Here is an 18,628-nt window from a genome sequence, read left to right as displayed (position 1 = left end):
ATAATCTTTGATCGGTTTAAAAGTTACAAAAAAAACCGTACCTCAGAGATTTCTCTCTAAGATTCGGTCAAAATAATTATTTTTTCTTTTTAGATGCTTTTTCACGTGCATTTTTTTCTAAGATTTGTTTTCTTAGACGGATGTTTTCTGGAGTTACTTCACAGTATTCATCGTCATTCAAGAATTCTAATGATTCTTCAAGTGTTAATTGTTTTGGTTTTTTGATGACTGATGTTTGATCTTTGTTAGCAGAACGAACGTTGGTCATTTGTTTTGCTTTTGTGATATTGACTGTCAAGTCATTCTCACGGCTGTTTTCACCGATGATCATACCTTCGTATACTTCTGTTCCTGGTTCAACAAATACAGTACCACGTTCTTCGATACTCATGATTGAATACGTGGTTGCTTTACCTGTATCGATGGATACTAACGCACCTTGGTGACGTCCGCCGATTTGGCCAGGAAGCATTGGCAAGTATTGATCAAATGTGTGGTTCATGATTCCGTAACCACGAGTCATTGATAAGAACTCTGTTGAGTAACCGATCAATCCACGAGCAGGTGTCAAGAATGTCAAACGAATTTGACCATTTCCTGTATGGACCATGTCTTGCATTTCACCTTTACGTTGGCTCAATGATTCGATGACACTACCCATGTATTCTTCTGGTGTGTCGATTTGAACACGTTCAAATGGTTCACATTTTACGCCATCGATTTCTCTTTCGATAACTTCTGGACGTGATACTTGTAATTCATAACCTTCACGACGCATGTTCTCGATCAAGATCGATAAGTGAAGTTCACCACGACCTGAAACTGTCCAAGCATCTGGTGAATTCGTTGGTTCAACACGAAGTGAAACGTCTGTTTGTAATTCTGCCATCAAACGTTCTTCGATTTTACGTGATGTCACGTATTTTCCTTCGCGTCCAGCAAATGGAGAGTTATTGACTAAGAAAGTCATTTGTAATGTTGGTTCATCGATATGCAAAATCGGTAATGCTTCTTGATGATCGACTGGTGTAACGGTTTCCCCAACGAAGATATCTTCCATTCCTGAGACAGCGATCAAATCACCAGCTTTAGCTTCTTGGATTTCTAAACGTTGTAAGCCAAAGAAACCAAATAATTTTGTCACACGGAATTTCTTCACTGTGCCATCAAGTTTGATCAGTGATACTTGGTCACCAACTTTGATTTTTCCTCTGAAGACACGGCCGATACCGATACGTCCAACATAATCGTTGTAATCAAGTAATGATACTTGGAATTGTAAAGGTTCATCGCTATTGTCAACTGGTGCAGGGATAGCTTCGACAATTGTATCAAAGATCGGTGCCATTGTTGGTTCTTGGTCCGCTGGATCATCGGATAAGCTTGATGTTCCGTTCAAAGCAGATGCGTAGATCACTGGGAAATCCAATTGATCATCGTCTGCGCCTAATTCGATAAATAATTCTAAGACTTCATCTACCACATACTCAGGACGAGCGGATGGTTTGTCAATCTTGTTTACAACAACGATCGGTGTGATATGTTGCTCTAAAGCCTTTTTCAATACGAAACGTGTTTGAGGCATGGTGCCTTCATAAGCATCTACAACTAAGACAACGCCGTCTACCATTTTCATGATACGCTCTACTTCACCACCGAAGTCCGCGTGTCCAGGTGTATCCATGATATTGACGCGAATCCCTTTATAATCAACAGCTGTATTTTTCGCTAAGATTGTGATTCCACGTTCTTGTTCAAGTGCGTTTGAGTCCATCGCACGTTCTTGTAATTGAGTGTGGGCGTCTAATGTGTCAGATTGTTTTAATAGTTCATCAACTAATGTTGTTTTTCCGTGGTCGACGTGGGCGATGATCGCTACGTTACGGATGTCATTTCTTTTATTCAATTTAAGTAACTCCTTTTTTATCGATTCTTTATCACAGGGCAATTTTACTCGACTGTTTATTATACCAAACTTTTTTCATGAAATATAGTGAAATGTTTTCATTTTTTCGAGAAAATTAATAATTTGCCCTTTTTCTAATCAAAACAGCACGAAAAATCCGAATTTATGTAAAAAAGGAGCTATTACAAAACTCTTCCACTAGCATATTCTACAAATGAATATTCCGATACTATATTTGACTAAACAAATAAGCGAAGGACTAGGTTGCTTAAAAAGCAATTTTATCGTCCTCCACTTATTTTATAAGAGCTATTTGATAGGCATATCTCAAACTCAGAAAAATAATCAGTCCAATTGAAGCATGTCAAGTATGGTCTCATAGGCTGTTGGCGTTGCGGCTAAATAATATTCTCTGCCACTGAAAGTCAATGGCGCACCGGAAAACCCACTATATCGCATACCGAACTCTTCCAAAAGAACATTGCCAGCTGCGTAATCCCAGGGACTTAGATTAGAGATATAGCCGATGTGGTTTCCTTTTAACATCGCAATCAATTCTAAGCCTGCACAGCCACACATCCGAACGCCGATACTTTGTTCACCAATCGCATGGATATTGAATCGATCGTGACCGAAGAGATAGCTATTGATTGCTACTAATCCTTTATCTAACGGAAGGTCTTGCGGTTTTGTTAATTTCACATCATTTTTGTAAACACCGATCGTTTTACCGCCCCAGTATAATTCATCTCGCATGACATCATAGATAAACCCTAGCTGTCCCACTCCATCTTCGTAATAAGCAAGCATGATACAGAAATTTTCGCCTTGGACTACAAAATTCAAGGTACCATCGATGGGATCAATAATAAAGACTTGACCACTCAAATCCGATAAGTTGTTGTATCCTTCTTCTTCTGCCAAAATTTTTGCTTGAGGATAGGCAGAATGGATTTTATTGATCAGAAATGCTTGGATTTCTCGATCCATGTTTGTCACTAGATCTTTACGATTCGTTTTTTCTGCGACTGTTAGTTGATCATTTTGTGCATGAAGGATCTTTTCTTTTGCTGCTACCAACCAGCCAATTATTTCCTCAATCATTTTCTCCATCGTCTCACCCATTCATTTTTAGCATTTTGTTGGTGTTCTTCTTTGCCTCTTGAATAGTACGGTATAGCGAATAGCCAGAAGCTTTTTCAAATTCGCGTCCTAATCGTTTTTCTTCTCCGATCGATTTGATCACTGTTTTGAATTGTTGATAGGTTGTTAGAAATTCCTGATTATTGATCCCTTGTTCATTCGCTTTTTCGAGGGCCTCCCACATGTTCATCACGATGACCATTTCTTCAGTGGTCCAGTCCAAGTCTAATGGATATTGATACTCATTCATAGATATTATCTCCTATTCTATTCATCCCTTTCAGTTTATCATAGAAAGAAGACTTCTTCCAAGTGGTTTTGCTCTATTTTAGTTTACATAATAATTTTATAGTCGCTATTTAGAGTATAAAAAAACACAACTCTCTCTTCTCAGAGAAAGTTGCATTTAGTTGAATGATTAAATATGAATCGGTAAGCCTAAAGCTAATTCAGCTGCGTCCATTGTGATCTCACCTAAAGATGGATGTGGATGGATCGTCAACGCGATATCTTCAGCGTTCATACCTGATTCGATTGCCAAAGCAAGTTCAGAAACCATATCACTCGCTCCAACTCCACCGATTTGCGCACCGATGATGACATTGTCTTCATTGGTTGTCACTAAGCGGATAAAGCCTTCTGTTTTACCTAATGATAATGCACGACCATTCCCAGAGAATGGGAATTTATAAGCAGTTGCTTCTAGTCCGGCTTCTTTTGCTTCTTTGATCGTCATCCCTACTGATGCTAATTCAGGATCAGTAAAGGCAACAGCTGGCATAGCTTTGTAGTCAACGGCTACTTTTTTGCCAGAGATTGCTTCTGCGGCGATTTTTGCTTCATAGCTTGCTTTATGTGCTAAAGCAGCGCCTGGAACGATGTCGCCGATTGCAAAGATGTTAGGTACGTTTGTACGTCCTTGATTATCAACTGGGATCAAGCCACGTTCACCGATTTCAACACCAGCTTGTTCTAAGCCCATGTCTTCAGTATTCGGACGACGTCCAACAGTGACCATCACGTAGTCAGCTGTTACTGATTCTTCTTTTCCGTCTACTGCATATTTTACAGTTACGCTATCACCATTGTCGATTGATTCTTTAGCCATGGCATTTGTAATGACTGTTACGCCTTTTTTCTTGAAGTCATCTTCCACTAATTTCACCAAGTCTTTTTCATACGTAGGTAAAATTTGTGGTGAACCTTCAAGGATCGTTACTTCAGAACCTAAGTTTGCGTAAGCCGCACCAAGTTCAGCACCGATTACCCCGCCGCCGATGATGACGAATTTCTTAGGAACTTCTGTTAGGCTCAATCCACCTGTAGAATCTAAGACACGACCACCAAATTTGAATCCAGGGATTTCAATTGGACGAGAACCTGTTGCAACGATAGCATGGTTGAATGAATACGTTTGAGCAGAATCCGGATGGATCACACGTAATGTATGATCATCTACGAAGAATGCTTCGCCTTCGATCGTTTCAACTTTGTGTTTTTTCAACAAGTAGCCGACACCTGAAGTCAATGTTTTCACTACTTTGTTGTCTTTCCACTCTTGTGTTTTTGTAAAATCAAGTGAGACATTTTCACTTGTTACACCAAACATCGATGAATCAAGTGATTCTTGATAATGATGACCTGCTGCGATCAACGCTTTAGAAGGAATACAACCAACGTTCAAACAAACGCCGCCGATATATTCTCTTTCAATGATCGCTACTTTTTGGCCCATTTCAGCAGCGCGGATGGCAGCGACATAGCCGCCAGGTCCCGCACCGATTACAACTGTATCTAATTCAACAGCAAAATCTCCAACTACCATTTGTTTCTCATCCTTCCATCATTAATAGCTCTGGATCAGCTAATAAACGTTTGATGTTATTCATTGCTTGTTGTGCTGTCGCACCATCGACGATTCGGTGATCGAAACTCAATGATAATTTCATCACACGGCCAACAACAATTTCTCCTTCAGCATTGACGATTGGTTGTTGGGCAATTGTTCCTACACCTAGGATTGCTACTTCAGGGTAGTTGATTACTGGTGTGAACCAGCCGCCGCCAACTGAACCAATGTTACTGATCGTGATCGTTCCATTACGCATATCGTCTGCCGCTAGTTTGCCATCATGTGCAAGTTTTGCTTTCTCGTTGATTTCGTCTGCGATCGCAAACATTCCTTTACGGTCAGCATCTTTCACGTTTGGCACATACAAACCATGGTCTGTATCTGTTGCGATACCGATATTGTAATAGTTTTTATAAACGATTTCTTGTTTTGCATCATCGATTGACGCATTCAAGATTGGGAATTTTTTGACTGTTGCAGTCAATGCTTTGACAACGTAAGGCAAGAACGTTAATTTCGTGCCGTTAGCAGCTGCCACTTCTTTGAATTTCTTACGGTTATCCCAAAGATTTGTTACTTCAACTTCATCATGTAAAGTGACATGAGGTGCTGTTTGTTTGCTGTTGACCATCGCTTTGGCAATTGCTTTACGTGTTGGTGTCAATGCCACACGTTCTTCTAGATCGCCTAAGTTTGATTTGAATGCTTTTGCTGGAGCAGCTTTTGTTTCAGCTGGTTTTTCAGCAGATGCTTCTGTCGGTGCAGCTGATTCAGCAGGTTTGCTTGCAGCTGCTGGAGCGCCTCCGCCAGATAAGAAGTTTTCAATATCTTCTTTTGTCACACGTCCGCCTTTTCCAGTTGCAGAAACTTGGCTGATATCCACGTCTTTTTCGCGAGCGAATTGACGAACAGATGGCATTGCTAATACGCGTTTATCTGGGTTTGCAGCTTCAGGGATACTTGAAGAACCTGAAGTTTCCACTTTTGCATCAGAAGTTGCTGCCGCTGGTTTGCTTGCAGGTGCACTATTGTGTCCTGGCGCGTCGATCTCAACCAATACGTCACCAACATTTGCGACTGTACCTTCAGAAACAACGATTGTTTTCACAGTCCCTGTTACTGGAGATGGAATTTCTTCCACTGATTTGTCATTTTGCACTTCTAATAATGTATCGTCTTCATTAATCGTGTCACCGGCTTTAACAAACCATTTAACGATTTCACCTTCTGCGATACCTTCACCGATATCAGGTAATTTGAATTGGAATACGCCACCTTCAGAAGCTTCTGCTGATGCAGATGAACTTTCTGTTGTTGGTTCAGCAGCAGGTGCTTCAGGTGTTTGCTCAGTAGCTGCCACGCCTTCGCTTCCGCTGTCTTCGTTTCCTTCATGTCCTGGTGCATCGATCTCAACTAATACGTCACCAACATTTGCGACTGTACCTTCTGGAACAACGATGCTTTTCACTGTTCCTGTCACTGGAGATGGAATTTCTTCCACTGATTTGTCATTTTGTACTTCTAATAATGTATCGTCTTCATTGATCGTATCGCCTGGTTGAACGAACCATTTAACGATTTCACCTTCTGCGATACCTTCACCGATATCAGGTAATTTAAATTGGTAAGCCATGGGTTTTTAACGTCCTTTCTTTCCTTAAAATTCTGCGATTTCTTTTACTTTTGCTTCGATGTCAGAAGCATTTGGCAACCAGATGTTTTCTGCTTGACCGAATGGGAAAACAGTATCTGGTGCAGAAACGCGTCCGATTGGTGCTTCTAATGAAAGAATTGCACGTTCAGAGATTTCAGAGATTACTTGAGTGCTTACGCCTGCTTGACGTTGTGCTTCTTGAACAACAACGACACGTCCTGTTTTTTCAACAGATTTGATGATTGTTTCAACATCTAATGGAGCAACTGTTCGTAGGTCAACGATCTCAACAGAGATACCTTCTTTTTCAAGATTATCTGCTGCCTTAATGGCTTCACGTACCATTGCACCATAAGTGATGATCGATACATCTGTTCCTTCACGAGTCACTGCGGCTTTGTCTAAAGGCACTTCGTACGCTTCATCTGGCACTTCCTCACGGAATGAACGGTAAAGTTTCATATGCTCCAAGAAAACAACAGGGTCATTACTTCTAATAGAAGCAATCAATAATCCTTTTGCATCATATGGGTTTGATGGAATCACTACACGGATACCAGGAGATTGAGCAATCAATCCTTCTAAGTTATCTGAGTGTAATTCAGGTGTATGAACACCACCACCAAATGGTGAACGGATCGTTACTGGAATATTTCTTGTTCCACCCATACGGTATCTTGTACGAGCCATTTGTGCTACAACTTCATCCATTGCTTCAAAAATAAAGCCAAAGAATTGGATTTCAGGGACAGGACGAAATCCTTCAAGTGCTAAACCGAAACCTAATCCGGCAATACCTGATTCTGCTAAAGGAGTGTCAAATACGCGGTCTTCACCGAACTTTTCTTGCAATCCTTCAGTTGCACGGAATACGCCTCCGTTTTTGCCGACATCTTCACCAAAAACGAGTACGTTTTCGTCGTTTTCAAGTTCAAGTGCTAAGGCATCTGTGATTGCTTGAATCATTGTTTTTTGTGCCATGGTTATTTCGACTCCTTCGCTTCATAGATTGCAATTTGTTCTTTGATTGTTTGTGGTGTTTCTTCAAACATATTTTTCAAGAAATCTGAAACTTTTTGTTTTGGAACTTTATCTGCTTCAGCAATTGCTGCTTTGATTTCTTCTTTTGTTTGTTCAATGACTGCTTCTTCTTTTTCTTCGCTCCATAATCCTTTTTCAGTTAGGTATTTACGGAAACGTATCAATGGATCTTTTAATTGCCATTCATCATCAACGTCTTTTTCACGGTAACGCGTTGGGTCATCACCAGATAATGTATGTGGACCGTAACGGTAAGTCAATGTTTCGATCAATACAGGTCCGTTACCAGAAACTGCCCAGTCACGTGCCATTTTTGAAACAGTATATACAGCTAATGGGTCCATACCATCCACTTGGATACCTGGGATACCAGCTGCTACTGCTTTTTGCGCTAATGTTTTTGCTGCTGTTTGTTTTTCACGAGGTGTTGAAATCGCAAATCCATTGTTTTGGATGTAGAATACAGCATTCGCATGGTAAGCTCCAGCAAAGTTGATTGCTTCATAGAAGTCACCTTGAGAAGAACCGCCATCACCTGTATAAGTGAAAACAACATTTTTCTTATTACGTTTTTTAAGTCCTAATGCAACACCTGCTGCTTGGACGTATTGTGCACCAATGATGATTTGTGGTGGTAGAGCTTTCAATTCTTCTGGGTAGAAGTTTCCAGCTGCATGTCCACGAGACCATAGAAATGCTTGAGATAAAGGTAAGCCGTGTTTGATCAATTGTGGAACATCACGGTAACCTGGTAATAGTACATCTTCTTTGTCAAAAGCGAATGCACTAGCTAATTGACTTGCTTCTTGTCCAGCAGTAGGAGCAAAAAATCCTAAACGTCCTTGACGGTTCAATGCTGTTGAGCGTTGATCCAATACACGAGACCAAACCATGCTAGTCATCAATTCTACTAACTCTTCATCTGTCAAATCTGGAACAAGATCAGGGTTTACTACTTTCCCATCTTGATCAAGTGCTTGGTATACCGGAAAATCTGAATTGACTTCTTCAAGCAACGCTTGGAAGTCGATAGGTGTTTTCTTGTTTGCCATTTATCACACATTCCTCTCTCATCTATAAGAAACTCTCTTCATTCCGCGGTTGAAACAGCGACGATATCTGTATCACTATTTCTCCGGCTTCACTAATAAATTATCACGTATTCCTCCGAAATACAAGCTTTAAGCATAAATTTTCACCATTAAAAAAAAATTATAACAATCCCTATCTCTGTTAAAATAGTGAAGGCAATCACAAGATAGTAAGCGGTTTACATTTTTTCTAAAAAAACATAGAGATGTTTCTCCCCTTTTATAACAATCGTTTCTTTTCTGTATTCAAGTTGTTACAACCTTTTACCAGTCACTGTATTAATTTTTTTCTCGATAGTGAGTGATTACACAAATCACTTATCTTAATTTTATCCTTAACATAGGCTTTTTTACAAACAATAAGCCTGTACAACTACATATTTCTTTTGATTGACAGGCAATACGTCAACTTTTCCAGAAATTTCTTCACAAAATAAAAAAGAAAAGAAAAAATAACAAAAGTTACTCTTTCTTTTCTTGCTATTGCTTCTCTTTCTCTTCCAACCATGTTTGTAATTTGTCCATTCGTGAAGCGAATAGTGGCAGGTCATCAGAGCTCATACGGCTATAGTTGATTCTTAAACCGATGTCTTCGCCAAAAAGATAACCTGGGGCCACACCTAACCCCTCACGCAATAATCTTTCTGCTAATACCTTCGTGAACTTTTCACCCTCCCAAGTCAGCCAGCCATAGTATCCACCTGCAAGAGGGGCTAAATGAAAGAAGTCTTGCGAATCGATCCAACTACGTAAAAGCTGACTGTTCTTTTCTAGTCGTTGACACAGACTTGCCATGTTTTGGTCAAAAGAAGATTCAAAAACAGCAGTTGCGGCCATTTGTGTAAAGATACTCAAAGAGACATCCATCATTTTTTGTGCCTCAGACAATCGTTGGATCAAAATCGCTGGACCGACGATCCAACCAATTTTAGTCGTTTCCCCTAACAAGCGCGATAACGAACCGACATACAGCACATTTTCCGGATCAATCACATGGATCGGAGCGATCGAAGCTTTTTTTTCTGGAGAAAAGGCTAAATCTGCAAACACATCATCTTCTATGATCGGCAATTGGTATTTGCGGCACAGCGCGACTAAACGTTGGCGGCGTTCAGCTGCCATCACTGTACCTGTCGGATTTTGAAAATTTGGATTGACTAAGACCGCTTTGATCTTATGCTTATGAACGGCTTCTTCCAATTTCCCTAAATCAATCCCTTGATCATCCATTGGAATACCGAATAAGCGGGTACCAAGTGCTTTAAACAATGGCAAGCGGTAGAAAAAGGTTGGGGATTCCACCGCAACGGCATCTCCTACGGACAAAATCGTTTGTAAAATCAGGAAGATTGCTTGTTGTCCCCCACCCGTGATCAGCAATTGACTTTTTTTAAACGAAAATCCGTTATTTCTGATCAAGCGTTCTCTGATCTGCGCCATCAACGGTTGATACCCAAACACGGAAACGGCTTGTTCTTCTTTTAAGATACCTTCTAATGTATAATTGGGCATCTTCACATTAGGTAATACATCAAGCGGCATTTCACTTGAATATAAATCTAAAAAATCGGATTTCCGACTTGCATCTTTGACTTTTTCTCCGTAACTATCAACGATCTTATCGTATCTTACAGAGATCAATTGACGCCAATCGATCCGTGGCTCTGAAAAATCACCCCAAGTCACCGAAGAAATAAACCGACCACTCCCTTGACGACTTTCCAATATCCCTAGTCCACGCAATTCATCTAACGCATGCACAACAGTCGTACGATTCACTCCAAAATAATCCGCAAATAGTCTTTCCGAGGGTAGTTTATCTCCTGGTTGCAATTGTCCATTTTCGATGTTCTTCAAGATTTGGTCCATAACTTGTTGGTAAACAGAACCTTTTTCTTTATTTATTTTCGTCCACATAACGATTCTCCAATTGTTTACTTTCTACTATTGTAACGTAGTTTTTACAGAAAGGAAAATGCCAAAAAAAGATTGGCAAGATTTCTCCTACCAATCTTCTAATCTATTAAATTAAATCGTATCTCCGTTGAAAATAGAGTTTTTAACGATGACATAATCGACTTTACGAATTGATTCTAAGTCACGACCACCGGCATAAGAAATCGAAGATTGTAAGTCTTGTTGCATTTCAACTAACGTATCTTTCAGAGATCCTTTGTGTTGGATCCAGATTTTCTTACCTTCAACATTTTTCTTTTCGCCTTTTTGGAATTCAGAGGCTGATCCAAAATATTCTTTGTAAACGACGCCGTTCTCTACTTTTGTTTCTCCTGGTGATTCTTCGTGCCCTGCAAACAATGAGCCGATCATCACCATCGTCGCGCCAAAACGCACTGATTTCGCGACATCTCCAGGCGTACGGATGCCACCATCAGCAATGATGGGTTTACGGGCAGCTTTCGCGCACCATCTTAGTGCAGCTAATTGCCAACCACCAGTACCAAAACCAGTTTTGATTTTTGTGATACATACTTTTCCTGGGCCAATGCCGACTTTCGTTGCATCTGCTCCAGCGTTTTCCAATTCTCGAACGGCTTCTGGCGTCCCTACGTTCCCCGCAATGACAAACGTATCTGGTAAATGCTTTTTGATATGCTGGATCATCGCGATCACAGCATTTGAATGTCCATGGGCAATATCAATTGTAATATAATCTGGTACAAGCGATTTTTCTGCTAATTCTTCTACAAAAGCATACTCGTCCTTTTTCACGCCTACACTAATAGAAGAAATTAAATTTCTTGCTTTCATTTTTTCGATAAATGGGATTCTTGCTTCTTCTTCAAAACGATGCATGATATAGAAATAACCATTTTCAGCTAAAAATTCCGCAATCGTTTCATCAATGATCGTTTGCATATTTGCTGGTACAACCGGCATTTTAAATGTATGTGAACCTAATGTCACAGTTGTATCACATTCTGAACGGCTGTTTACGATACATTTATTAGGAATCAGTTGAATATCTTCGTAATCAAATACTTTCATCATATCGTCCTCTCGATTTCATATTCGTAAAAAACACGAACATTATCTGCTTTTTACGTGCTTATTTTTAGCACCTCAAGTAATTTAACGTAATTTCAATAAAAAATCAAGCTTTTTTGTTATAAAAAAGTTTCACTTTACCTTTAATTAAGTTTTCGTACAAAAAAAGCGAACGTTAAAAAAATGTTCGCTTTTTTTGATTTTACTTTACTTATTTGTTTGTGAAATCACAATGATTCCTAACGACTTTTTTCGTGGTTGCTTGTTGTTGGGCGATTTTGTTGGAAATCTCCCGCCATTTTTTTCGCACGATTCGCACGGTCGGCGAAAGAGCCTTGTGCTTTTAGCTGAGATACTTGTTGGAGTTTTCTGTCCGTCTGTACATGCTTATCTACATCAACTGTTCTTAGTACTCCTGCACCTAGACCACGTACATAATCGATCGCTGACAGCACTTTAGGAGTATAATATTCTTTGCTTATTGCTTTTAGATCAGTTAGTGCCTGACCACGCTGGTAATTCAAGCTTTTCAGCGTATGACTCCCATTGACATACTGCTCTTTCCCGTTGATTTGCGCTCTGGTCTCAAAAAGTTCTCCCTCTTTTTTATTTAAATGGATCAAACTTTCTGCGTAATTCAACATACTTGAATGTAGTGATTCGATCGAATTGATGACGGGTCCTGCAATATGTTCAATGGAATGATGCGATTCCAAGCCTCTTTTAAAATCCATTCGAAAATCAGGATTTTCTAAATCTTCACGATGCTTCAACACTTGTTTCGTTAAGGTTTTCAAATCATTTTTCCATTCATTTGATTCTTTATGTAGTACTTTAAATTCAGCTGACAAACGATCTTTACGTGTTTGTAACGTTTTTTTACTTAGGTTTAGATCAACCGATTGCGGAATCTTTGCTTCACCACGGGCGAAAGTGACATTCTGACCAAGGAAGGAAGTAATATTTGAAATCAATTGTTGAAACACCTTGGGATAAAACTGTTCATTTCGTTTTTCAAGCATGATTCTTGCCGAATTTTCCTGATAGCCCATTCTTTCGAAAGCCTTGCTTGGCTGAGAAAAGCCCGCATGTAGTTTTAATCGAATAGATTGGATATGCTTCTCCATTTTTTCCATCCGCATGGCGTTGGCTACCCACATTTCGATCTTATTTTCATAAGAATTGATTGGGTCGATAAGTTTTTTTGCTTGTGTTCCATTTTCAGGAAATTTATTCAATAAGTTATTTTGTTCTTTGATGATTTCATTATATAGTTTTTGTTGCGTTTTATGTAATGTACTAAAATCGGCGTATAAGTATTTTCTCTCATCTTGTAATAGTTTCCTTAACTGTTTATCCATTGATTCTCCTCTTTTCTTCGATACTGTTCATCGTTTTTCTATTTTTGTAAAAACCGACTCTCTTTCTCATAAAAAACAGAGAGTCGGCTAACGATATCTTTTATTTTATGGCAAAATGTTGCCAGCAGCACGATACAATGCATACCAATCTTCTCGTGTCATATCGATCATTGATGCTTTCGCGATTTCTTCAATCCTTGTCAGATTCATCGTTCCAGCGATCACTTGCATATTTGCAGGATGACGTAAAATCCATGCTGAAGCTAAACCGGTTGGTGTCGTCTGATATTTTTCTGCCAGTTCGTTTAACGACTGATTCAATTCCGGGAATTTTTCATTTCCAATGAATACACCTTCAAAGAAGCCATATTGATAAGGCGACCACGCTTGGATTGTCATCTCATGCAAACGAGAATAATCTAGGATACTGCCATCATGGTCAATACTTGCTTGATCCGTCATGTTCACATGGATTCCCTGATCGATCATTTCGGAATGTTTCAGACCAAACTGTAATTGATTTGCCAGTAACGGCTGTTTCACATATTTTTTCAATAACTCGATCTGCATTGGCTTTTGATTGCTCACACCAAAGAAACGAACCTTGCCAGATTGTTCCAACTCATCAAACGCTTCCGCCACTTCTTCGGGTTCAACGAGCGTGTCTGGACGATGAAGTAACAAGGCATCAACGTATTCCATATCTAATCGACGCAAGCTATCTTCAACCGATTGAATGATGTGTTTTTTTGAGAAATCAAACATCTTTCCTGGTACGATCCCGCATTTCGTTTGGATAAATAATTCATCACGTTTTAGCGAAGTTTTTGCTAACGCTTGAGCAAAAATTGTTTCACAGTCCCCACCACCGTAAATATCCGCATGGTCAAAAAAGTTGATGCCATTTTCAAAAGCTGTTTCAATCACTTTTTCAGGTTGCTCAGAACCATTCAACCGCATACAACCTAAAATGACGGAGGATACGAGCTGGTCAGAAGTCCCTAAACGAATCTTTTTCATCAAATCTCATCCTTTCTTACCAACTCGATTTTACCATAATCACCATGAAAAGGCTTCAAAAAAAATAAAACTATTTTTCCTATTCAGCAAAAAATAGTTTTATTTCTTTATTTAGATTTTACTTTTGTACCAAGGCTTTTGAGCCGACATCCGTCCGATAGAATGTATGATCAGTATTCTTGACTTTTAAAACCGAGTATATTTTTTCTTGCGCTTCCTCGATTGTCTGACCACTAGCCTCCACCAAATAGATCCGTCCTCCTGCACCTACCAATTCTTCTGCTCGTTCCTCTACTCCGGCATAATAGATGGACACATCTGGATCAGTTGAAAAATCTGGAAGTAAGGCGCCTTTTTGGTAGTTTTCTGGATAACCTTCCGCAGCAACGACTACCCCTAAGCAAAACCCTTCTGACTCCCATGTTAACTCGACTGCCTTTCCTGATAATAGACGGTCAATGATTTCTGCTAGATCACTTTTGAGTCGCGGCAAGACGACTTGCGTTTCAGGGTCACCAAACCGAGCATTGAACTCGATTACTTTTGGTCCTTCTGCTGTGGCAATTAACCCTGCATATAAAATACCAGTAAATGGACGTCCTAGCTCTTTCATTCCTCGCACTGCGGGTTTCAGCACCTCTTCGACAGCTTGATCAACCATGGTTTGAGGGATTTGTGGCACAGGTGTATAGGCACCCATTCCACCGGTATTTGGACCTCTATCACCATTATACGCTCGTTTGTGATCTTGCGAGATCACCATGGGATAAACTTCTGTATCTCGGACAAAAGCAAGTAAAGAGAACTCTTCACCAGACAAGAACTCTTCCACAACGATTTGTTGCCCACTAGCACCAAATCGATTATGTTCTAGCATCTCTGAAGCGGCTTCGACAGCGGCTTCGATGGTTTCTGCCACAACGACCCCTTTACCAGCAGCTAATCCGTCTGCTTTGATAACGATCGGTGCGCCTTTCGCTTCAATATATTTTCTTGCTTCAGCAAAACGGCTAAACGTTTGTGACTCTGCCGTAGGAATACCTTGACGTGCCATTAACTCTTTGGCAAAGCTTTTTGAACCTTCAATCAAGGCAGCTGCTTTAGTTGGACCAAAAATCGCTAATCCTTCCGCTTGAAAATCATCAACAATCCCATTGAGTAGAGGGATCTCTGGACCTACAAATGTCCAGGCGATTCCTTCAGATCGAACAAACTCGATCAATCCTTCATGTTCTGTTTCAGCAAGATTTACCAAACGAATCCCATCTTTTTTCATCCCTGCATTTCCAGGTGCGCAATACACCGCTTCGACTAACGGACTAGCTGCAAGTTTTTTACTGATTGCATGTTCTCGTCCGCCCGAGCCAATCACTAAACATTTCATTTTATTCGCTCCTTCTTAATGTCTAAAATGACGCACGCCGGTAAATACCATTGTGATACCATGCTTATTTGCCATATCGATTGAGGCTTGATCTTTGATACTTCCTCCTGGTTGGATGATTGCTTTGATACCATGATTCGCAGCGTATTCGACAGAGTCATCCATCGGGAAGTAAGCATCACTTGCAAGCGCAGCTGTTCCGGCTTTAGCACCAGCTTGTTCGATTGCAAGCTTGACCGAACCCACACGATTCATTTGACCGGCACCAATACCGAGGGTTTGCTGTTGATTTGCAACGACGATCGCATTTGATTTCACATGTTTGACTGCTTTCCAAGCAAAAGCCATCGCTGCTTGCTCTTCTTTTGTGGGTTGACGATCGGTGACTACGGTCCAACTTTCGGGTTCTTCCATTGCACGATCATCTTGTTGGATCAGTAAACCGCCTAAGACAGAGACCATTTCGTTAGCATTTCCCTCCACATTTGAGAAATCGACTTGCAACAGACGGAGATTTTTCTTTGTTTTCAGTACAGCTAGCGCCTCTTCACTGTAACTAGGAGCGATAATGATTTCTAAAAATAATTGGGTCATTGCTTGTGCACTAACCAAATCGACTTCCCGATTCAATACGATAATACCGCCAAAGATCGATACCGGATCAGCAGCATAAGCTGCTTCCCACGCAGAGAAAATCGTCTCGCCACTTCCGATACCACATGGGTTCATATGTTTTAGCGCAACGACCGTTGGTTCCGTGAACTCTCTCATGATACGTAACGCAGCATCCGCATCACGAATATTATTGAAAGAAAGTTCCTTACCGTGCAATTGTTCCGCACACGCAATCGAGTAGCTCGATGGTAATGCCGCTTGATAAAACGCTGCTTCTTGATGGCTATTCTCACCATAACGAAGGTCTTGTTTACGCGTGTAGGTAAGTGTTAGATTCTCAGGTTCTTTCTCACCCACTGCCTCTGTGAGATATTGTCCGATCAAGGCATCATAAGCCGCCGTATGACGGAAAACTTTTGCTGCTAGTTTTCTGCGCGTCGCAAGAGTCGTGTAACCTTCTTGCTGGATTTCTGCTAAGACGATCGCATAATCAAGGGGATCAACGATGGCTGTTACAAAGGCATGGTTTTTTGCAGCACTTCGCAACATACTCGGCCCACCGATATCAATATTTTCGATCGCATCTGCTTCGGTCGTTTCTGGTTTTAAGATCGTTTCCTTGAATGGATAAAGGTTGACACAGACAATATCGATTGGTTGGATGGCTTCTTTTTCCATTGCCTCCATATGGCTTTCACTATCTCGACGCCCTAATAATCCTCCGTGGATTTTCGGATGTAAGGTTTTTACTCGACCATCCATCATTTCAGGAAAACCAGTTACTTCTTCAATGGAGATAGTTTCGATTCCCGCTTCTTCTAAAGCAGTTTTTGTTCCGCCTGTGGAAATGATCTCTATACCGGCAGCACGCAGTCCTTTCGCAAAGTCAATGACCCCAGTCTTATCTGAAACACTTATTAACGCTCTTGTCATTTGTTTACATCTCCCATATTTACTATTTTTGCGATTACTTCTGGAAAGATCTGATGTTCGATTTGATGGATTTTTTGTTCCAATGTAGCTAATGTATCTTCTTTTTCGATTACTACTTTTTCCTGACGAATGATCGGTCCAGTATCCACACCACGATCGATATAATGGACAGTCACACCTGTTTCTTCCACGCCTGCTTCAAAAGCATCGCGAATCCCATGAAGACCTGGAAAATTTGGTAATAACGAAGGATGGATATTGATCATTTTATTTTCGTAAACAGACAGTAACCCTTCACCAACGATTCGCATATAGCCTGCCAGTACGATCAAATCAATCTCTCGGTTTGCTAATTCTTCAAGGATCGCTTGTTCGTACTCCGTTTTTGATGCAAACTCTTTCGGTGAAAAACAGGTACTCGGAACTTGCGCTTTTTTTGCCCGTTGTAAAACATAGGCATGTGGCTGATCACAAAACAACCACTCGATTGTCGCAGAAAGTCGGTTCTTTTTAAAATAATCGACCAGCGCTTGAAAGTTACTGCCATTTCCTGAAGCAAAGACGGCAATCTTCATTTTTTCCCCTCTGCGATCACGACTTTTTGCTCCTCAAAAGGTACGACTTGCCCGATTTGATAGACTTCTTCGCCAGATTTACGGATTTGATCAATGATTTCACTCGCATGTTCAGGAGCAACTGCAATGACCATTCCAATGCCCATGTTAAAGATCTCATACATTTCATGTGCAGGGATTTCCCCATACTTTTGTAAACAATCGAAGACCGGTAAAACTGGCCAAGTGCCTAGATCGATGCTGGCAGCAACGTTTTCTGGCAACATCCGTGGAATATTCTCAATAAATCCACCACCTGTAATATGTGCGGCACCTTTGATCTTCTCTTCTTTGACTAATGGCAATAAAGTCGAAACATAGATTTTTGTTGGTTCAAGCAACACATCTGCCAAAGAGGAATCCAACCCTTCGATCGTTTCTTCTAATGAAAAACCATGCTGTTCAAAAAAAATTTTACGAACCAAAGAGTACCCATTGGAATGGATGCCACTAGAAGGCAAACCTAGCAAGATATCACCTGTTGTGATCGATTGACCAGTAATCAATTGCGCTTTTTCCGCGATCCCTACCGCAAAGCCTGCCAGATCATAATCGTCCCCTTGATACATGCCTGGCATTTCTGCTGTTTCGCCACCGATCAATGCCATGTTTGCTGAAACACAGCCAGCGGCAACGCCTGCTACGACTTTTTCTAAACGTTCTGGATCATTTTTACCTGTTGCCAAATAATCTAAAAAGTATAAAGGTTCTGCCCCTTGTGCCAAAATATCATTGACACACATCGCGACACAATCGATACCGATCGTTTCATGGCGATCTGCGGCGATAGCTACAGCTAACTTAGTACCTACACCGTCTGTTCCGGAAACTAAGACAGGTTCTTTTAATTGGAATCCACTAAGGTCAAAGCAACCACCAAATCCTCCTAATGCCCCCATCACACCGATTCTTTCTGTTTTCTTCACATGTTTTTTGATGCGATCCACGACTTCATAACCCGCTTCTACGTCCACACCCGCTTTTGCATAAGCATTACTCATTTGATTA

General features: G+C 40.6%; 15 protein-coding genes. All 15 read right to left on the bottom strand.

From position 1 onward, the window contains the following. Window positions 1–76 precede the first annotated feature (76 nt). Window positions 77–1,906, bottom strand: coding sequence for a translational GTPase TypA (typA, locus tag IGJ19_RS05875; RefSeq protein ID WP_010735665.1), 1,830 nt, complete (start codon window positions 1,904–1,906; stop codon window positions 77–79). A 345-nt stretch (window positions 1,907–2,251) separates the two neighbouring features. Then, a complete protein-coding gene (locus IGJ19_RS05870; protein ID WP_115358461.1) occupies window positions 2,252–3,019 on the bottom strand; it encodes an inositol monophosphatase family protein in 768 nt (255 codons plus the stop codon). Window positions 3,020–3,023: 4 nt separating this feature from the next. Further along, complete coding sequence (locus IGJ19_RS05865; RefSeq protein ID WP_019723241.1) at window positions 3,024–3,299, bottom strand: UPF0223 family protein; 276 nt, start codon at window positions 3,297–3,299, stop codon at window positions 3,024–3,026. A gap of 168 nt (window positions 3,300–3,467) precedes the next feature. Further along, on the bottom strand, window positions 3,468–4,874 hold the full coding sequence (lpdA, locus tag IGJ19_RS05860; protein WP_010735668.1) for a dihydrolipoyl dehydrogenase: 1,407 nt from the start codon (window positions 4,872–4,874) through the stop codon (window positions 3,468–3,470). 7 nt (window positions 4,875–4,881) lie between these two features. Next, window positions 4,882–6,534 carry a dihydrolipoyllysine-residue acetyltransferase gene (locus IGJ19_RS05855; RefSeq protein ID WP_074799703.1) on the bottom strand — a complete coding sequence of 551 codons (1,653 nt, stop codon included), beginning with the start codon at window positions 6,532–6,534 and terminating at the stop codon, window positions 4,882–4,884. Between the two features lie 24 nt (window positions 6,535–6,558). Continuing rightward, window positions 6,559–7,536 carry an alpha-ketoacid dehydrogenase subunit beta gene (locus IGJ19_RS05850; RefSeq protein ID WP_010735670.1) on the bottom strand — a complete coding sequence of 326 codons (978 nt, stop codon included), beginning with the start codon at window positions 7,534–7,536 and terminating at the stop codon, window positions 6,559–6,561. A gap of 2 nt (window positions 7,537–7,538) precedes the next feature. After that, a complete protein-coding gene (gene pdhA, locus IGJ19_RS05845) occupies window positions 7,539–8,648 on the bottom strand; it encodes a pyruvate dehydrogenase (acetyl-transferring) E1 component subunit alpha (protein WP_010735671.1) in 1,110 nt (369 codons plus the stop codon). Between the two features lie 519 nt (window positions 8,649–9,167). After that, a complete protein-coding gene (locus tag IGJ19_RS05840; protein WP_161642395.1) occupies window positions 9,168–10,604 on the bottom strand; it encodes a PLP-dependent aminotransferase family protein in 1,437 nt (478 codons plus the stop codon). A 111-nt stretch (window positions 10,605–10,715) separates the two neighbouring features. After that, a complete protein-coding gene (guaC, locus tag IGJ19_RS05835) occupies window positions 10,716–11,693 on the bottom strand; it encodes a GMP reductase (RefSeq protein WP_019723828.1) in 978 nt (325 codons plus the stop codon). 239 nt (window positions 11,694–11,932) lie between these two features. Further along, window positions 11,933–13,054: a hypothetical protein gene (locus IGJ19_RS05830; RefSeq protein ID WP_074799706.1), complete on the bottom strand. Its 1,122-nt coding sequence runs from the start codon at window positions 13,052–13,054 to the stop codon at window positions 11,933–11,935. 105 nt (window positions 13,055–13,159) lie between these two features. Continuing rightward, window positions 13,160–14,074, bottom strand: a complete 915-nt coding sequence (locus IGJ19_RS05825) for an aldo/keto reductase (protein WP_071867129.1) — start codon at window positions 14,072–14,074, stop codon at window positions 13,160–13,162. 118 nt (window positions 14,075–14,192) lie between these two features. After that, complete coding sequence (gene purD / locus IGJ19_RS05820; RefSeq protein WP_430604468.1) at window positions 14,193–15,458, bottom strand: phosphoribosylamine--glycine ligase; 1,266 nt, start codon at window positions 15,456–15,458, stop codon at window positions 14,193–14,195. Window positions 15,459–15,473: 15 nt separating this feature from the next. Next, complete coding sequence (gene purH / locus IGJ19_RS05815; protein WP_430604467.1) at window positions 15,474–17,006, bottom strand: bifunctional phosphoribosylaminoimidazolecarboxamide formyltransferase/IMP cyclohydrolase; 1,533 nt, start codon at window positions 17,004–17,006, stop codon at window positions 15,474–15,476. Next, window positions 17,003–17,581: a phosphoribosylglycinamide formyltransferase gene (gene purN / locus IGJ19_RS05810; RefSeq protein ID WP_115357535.1), complete on the bottom strand. Its 579-nt coding sequence runs from the start codon at window positions 17,579–17,581 to the stop codon at window positions 17,003–17,005. Before purN ends, purH begins: the two co-directional genes overlap by 4 nt. Then, on the bottom strand, window positions 17,578–18,621 hold the full coding sequence (purM, locus tag IGJ19_RS05805; protein ID WP_161642408.1) for a phosphoribosylformylglycinamidine cyclo-ligase: 1,044 nt from the start codon (window positions 18,619–18,621) through the stop codon (window positions 17,578–17,580). The genes purN and purM overlap by 4 nt, the downstream gene beginning before the upstream one ends. Window positions 18,622–18,628 lie beyond the last annotated feature (7 nt).

Source organism: Enterococcus sp. DIV1368b, assembly GCF_050529595.1.
In the GTDB taxonomy this organism is placed as follows: domain Bacteria; phylum Bacillota; class Bacilli; order Lactobacillales; family Enterococcaceae; genus Enterococcus_B; species Enterococcus_B mundtii.
Note: the sequence above shows the minus strand (reverse complement) of the source record. Positions and strands in the feature narration are given on the sequence as shown.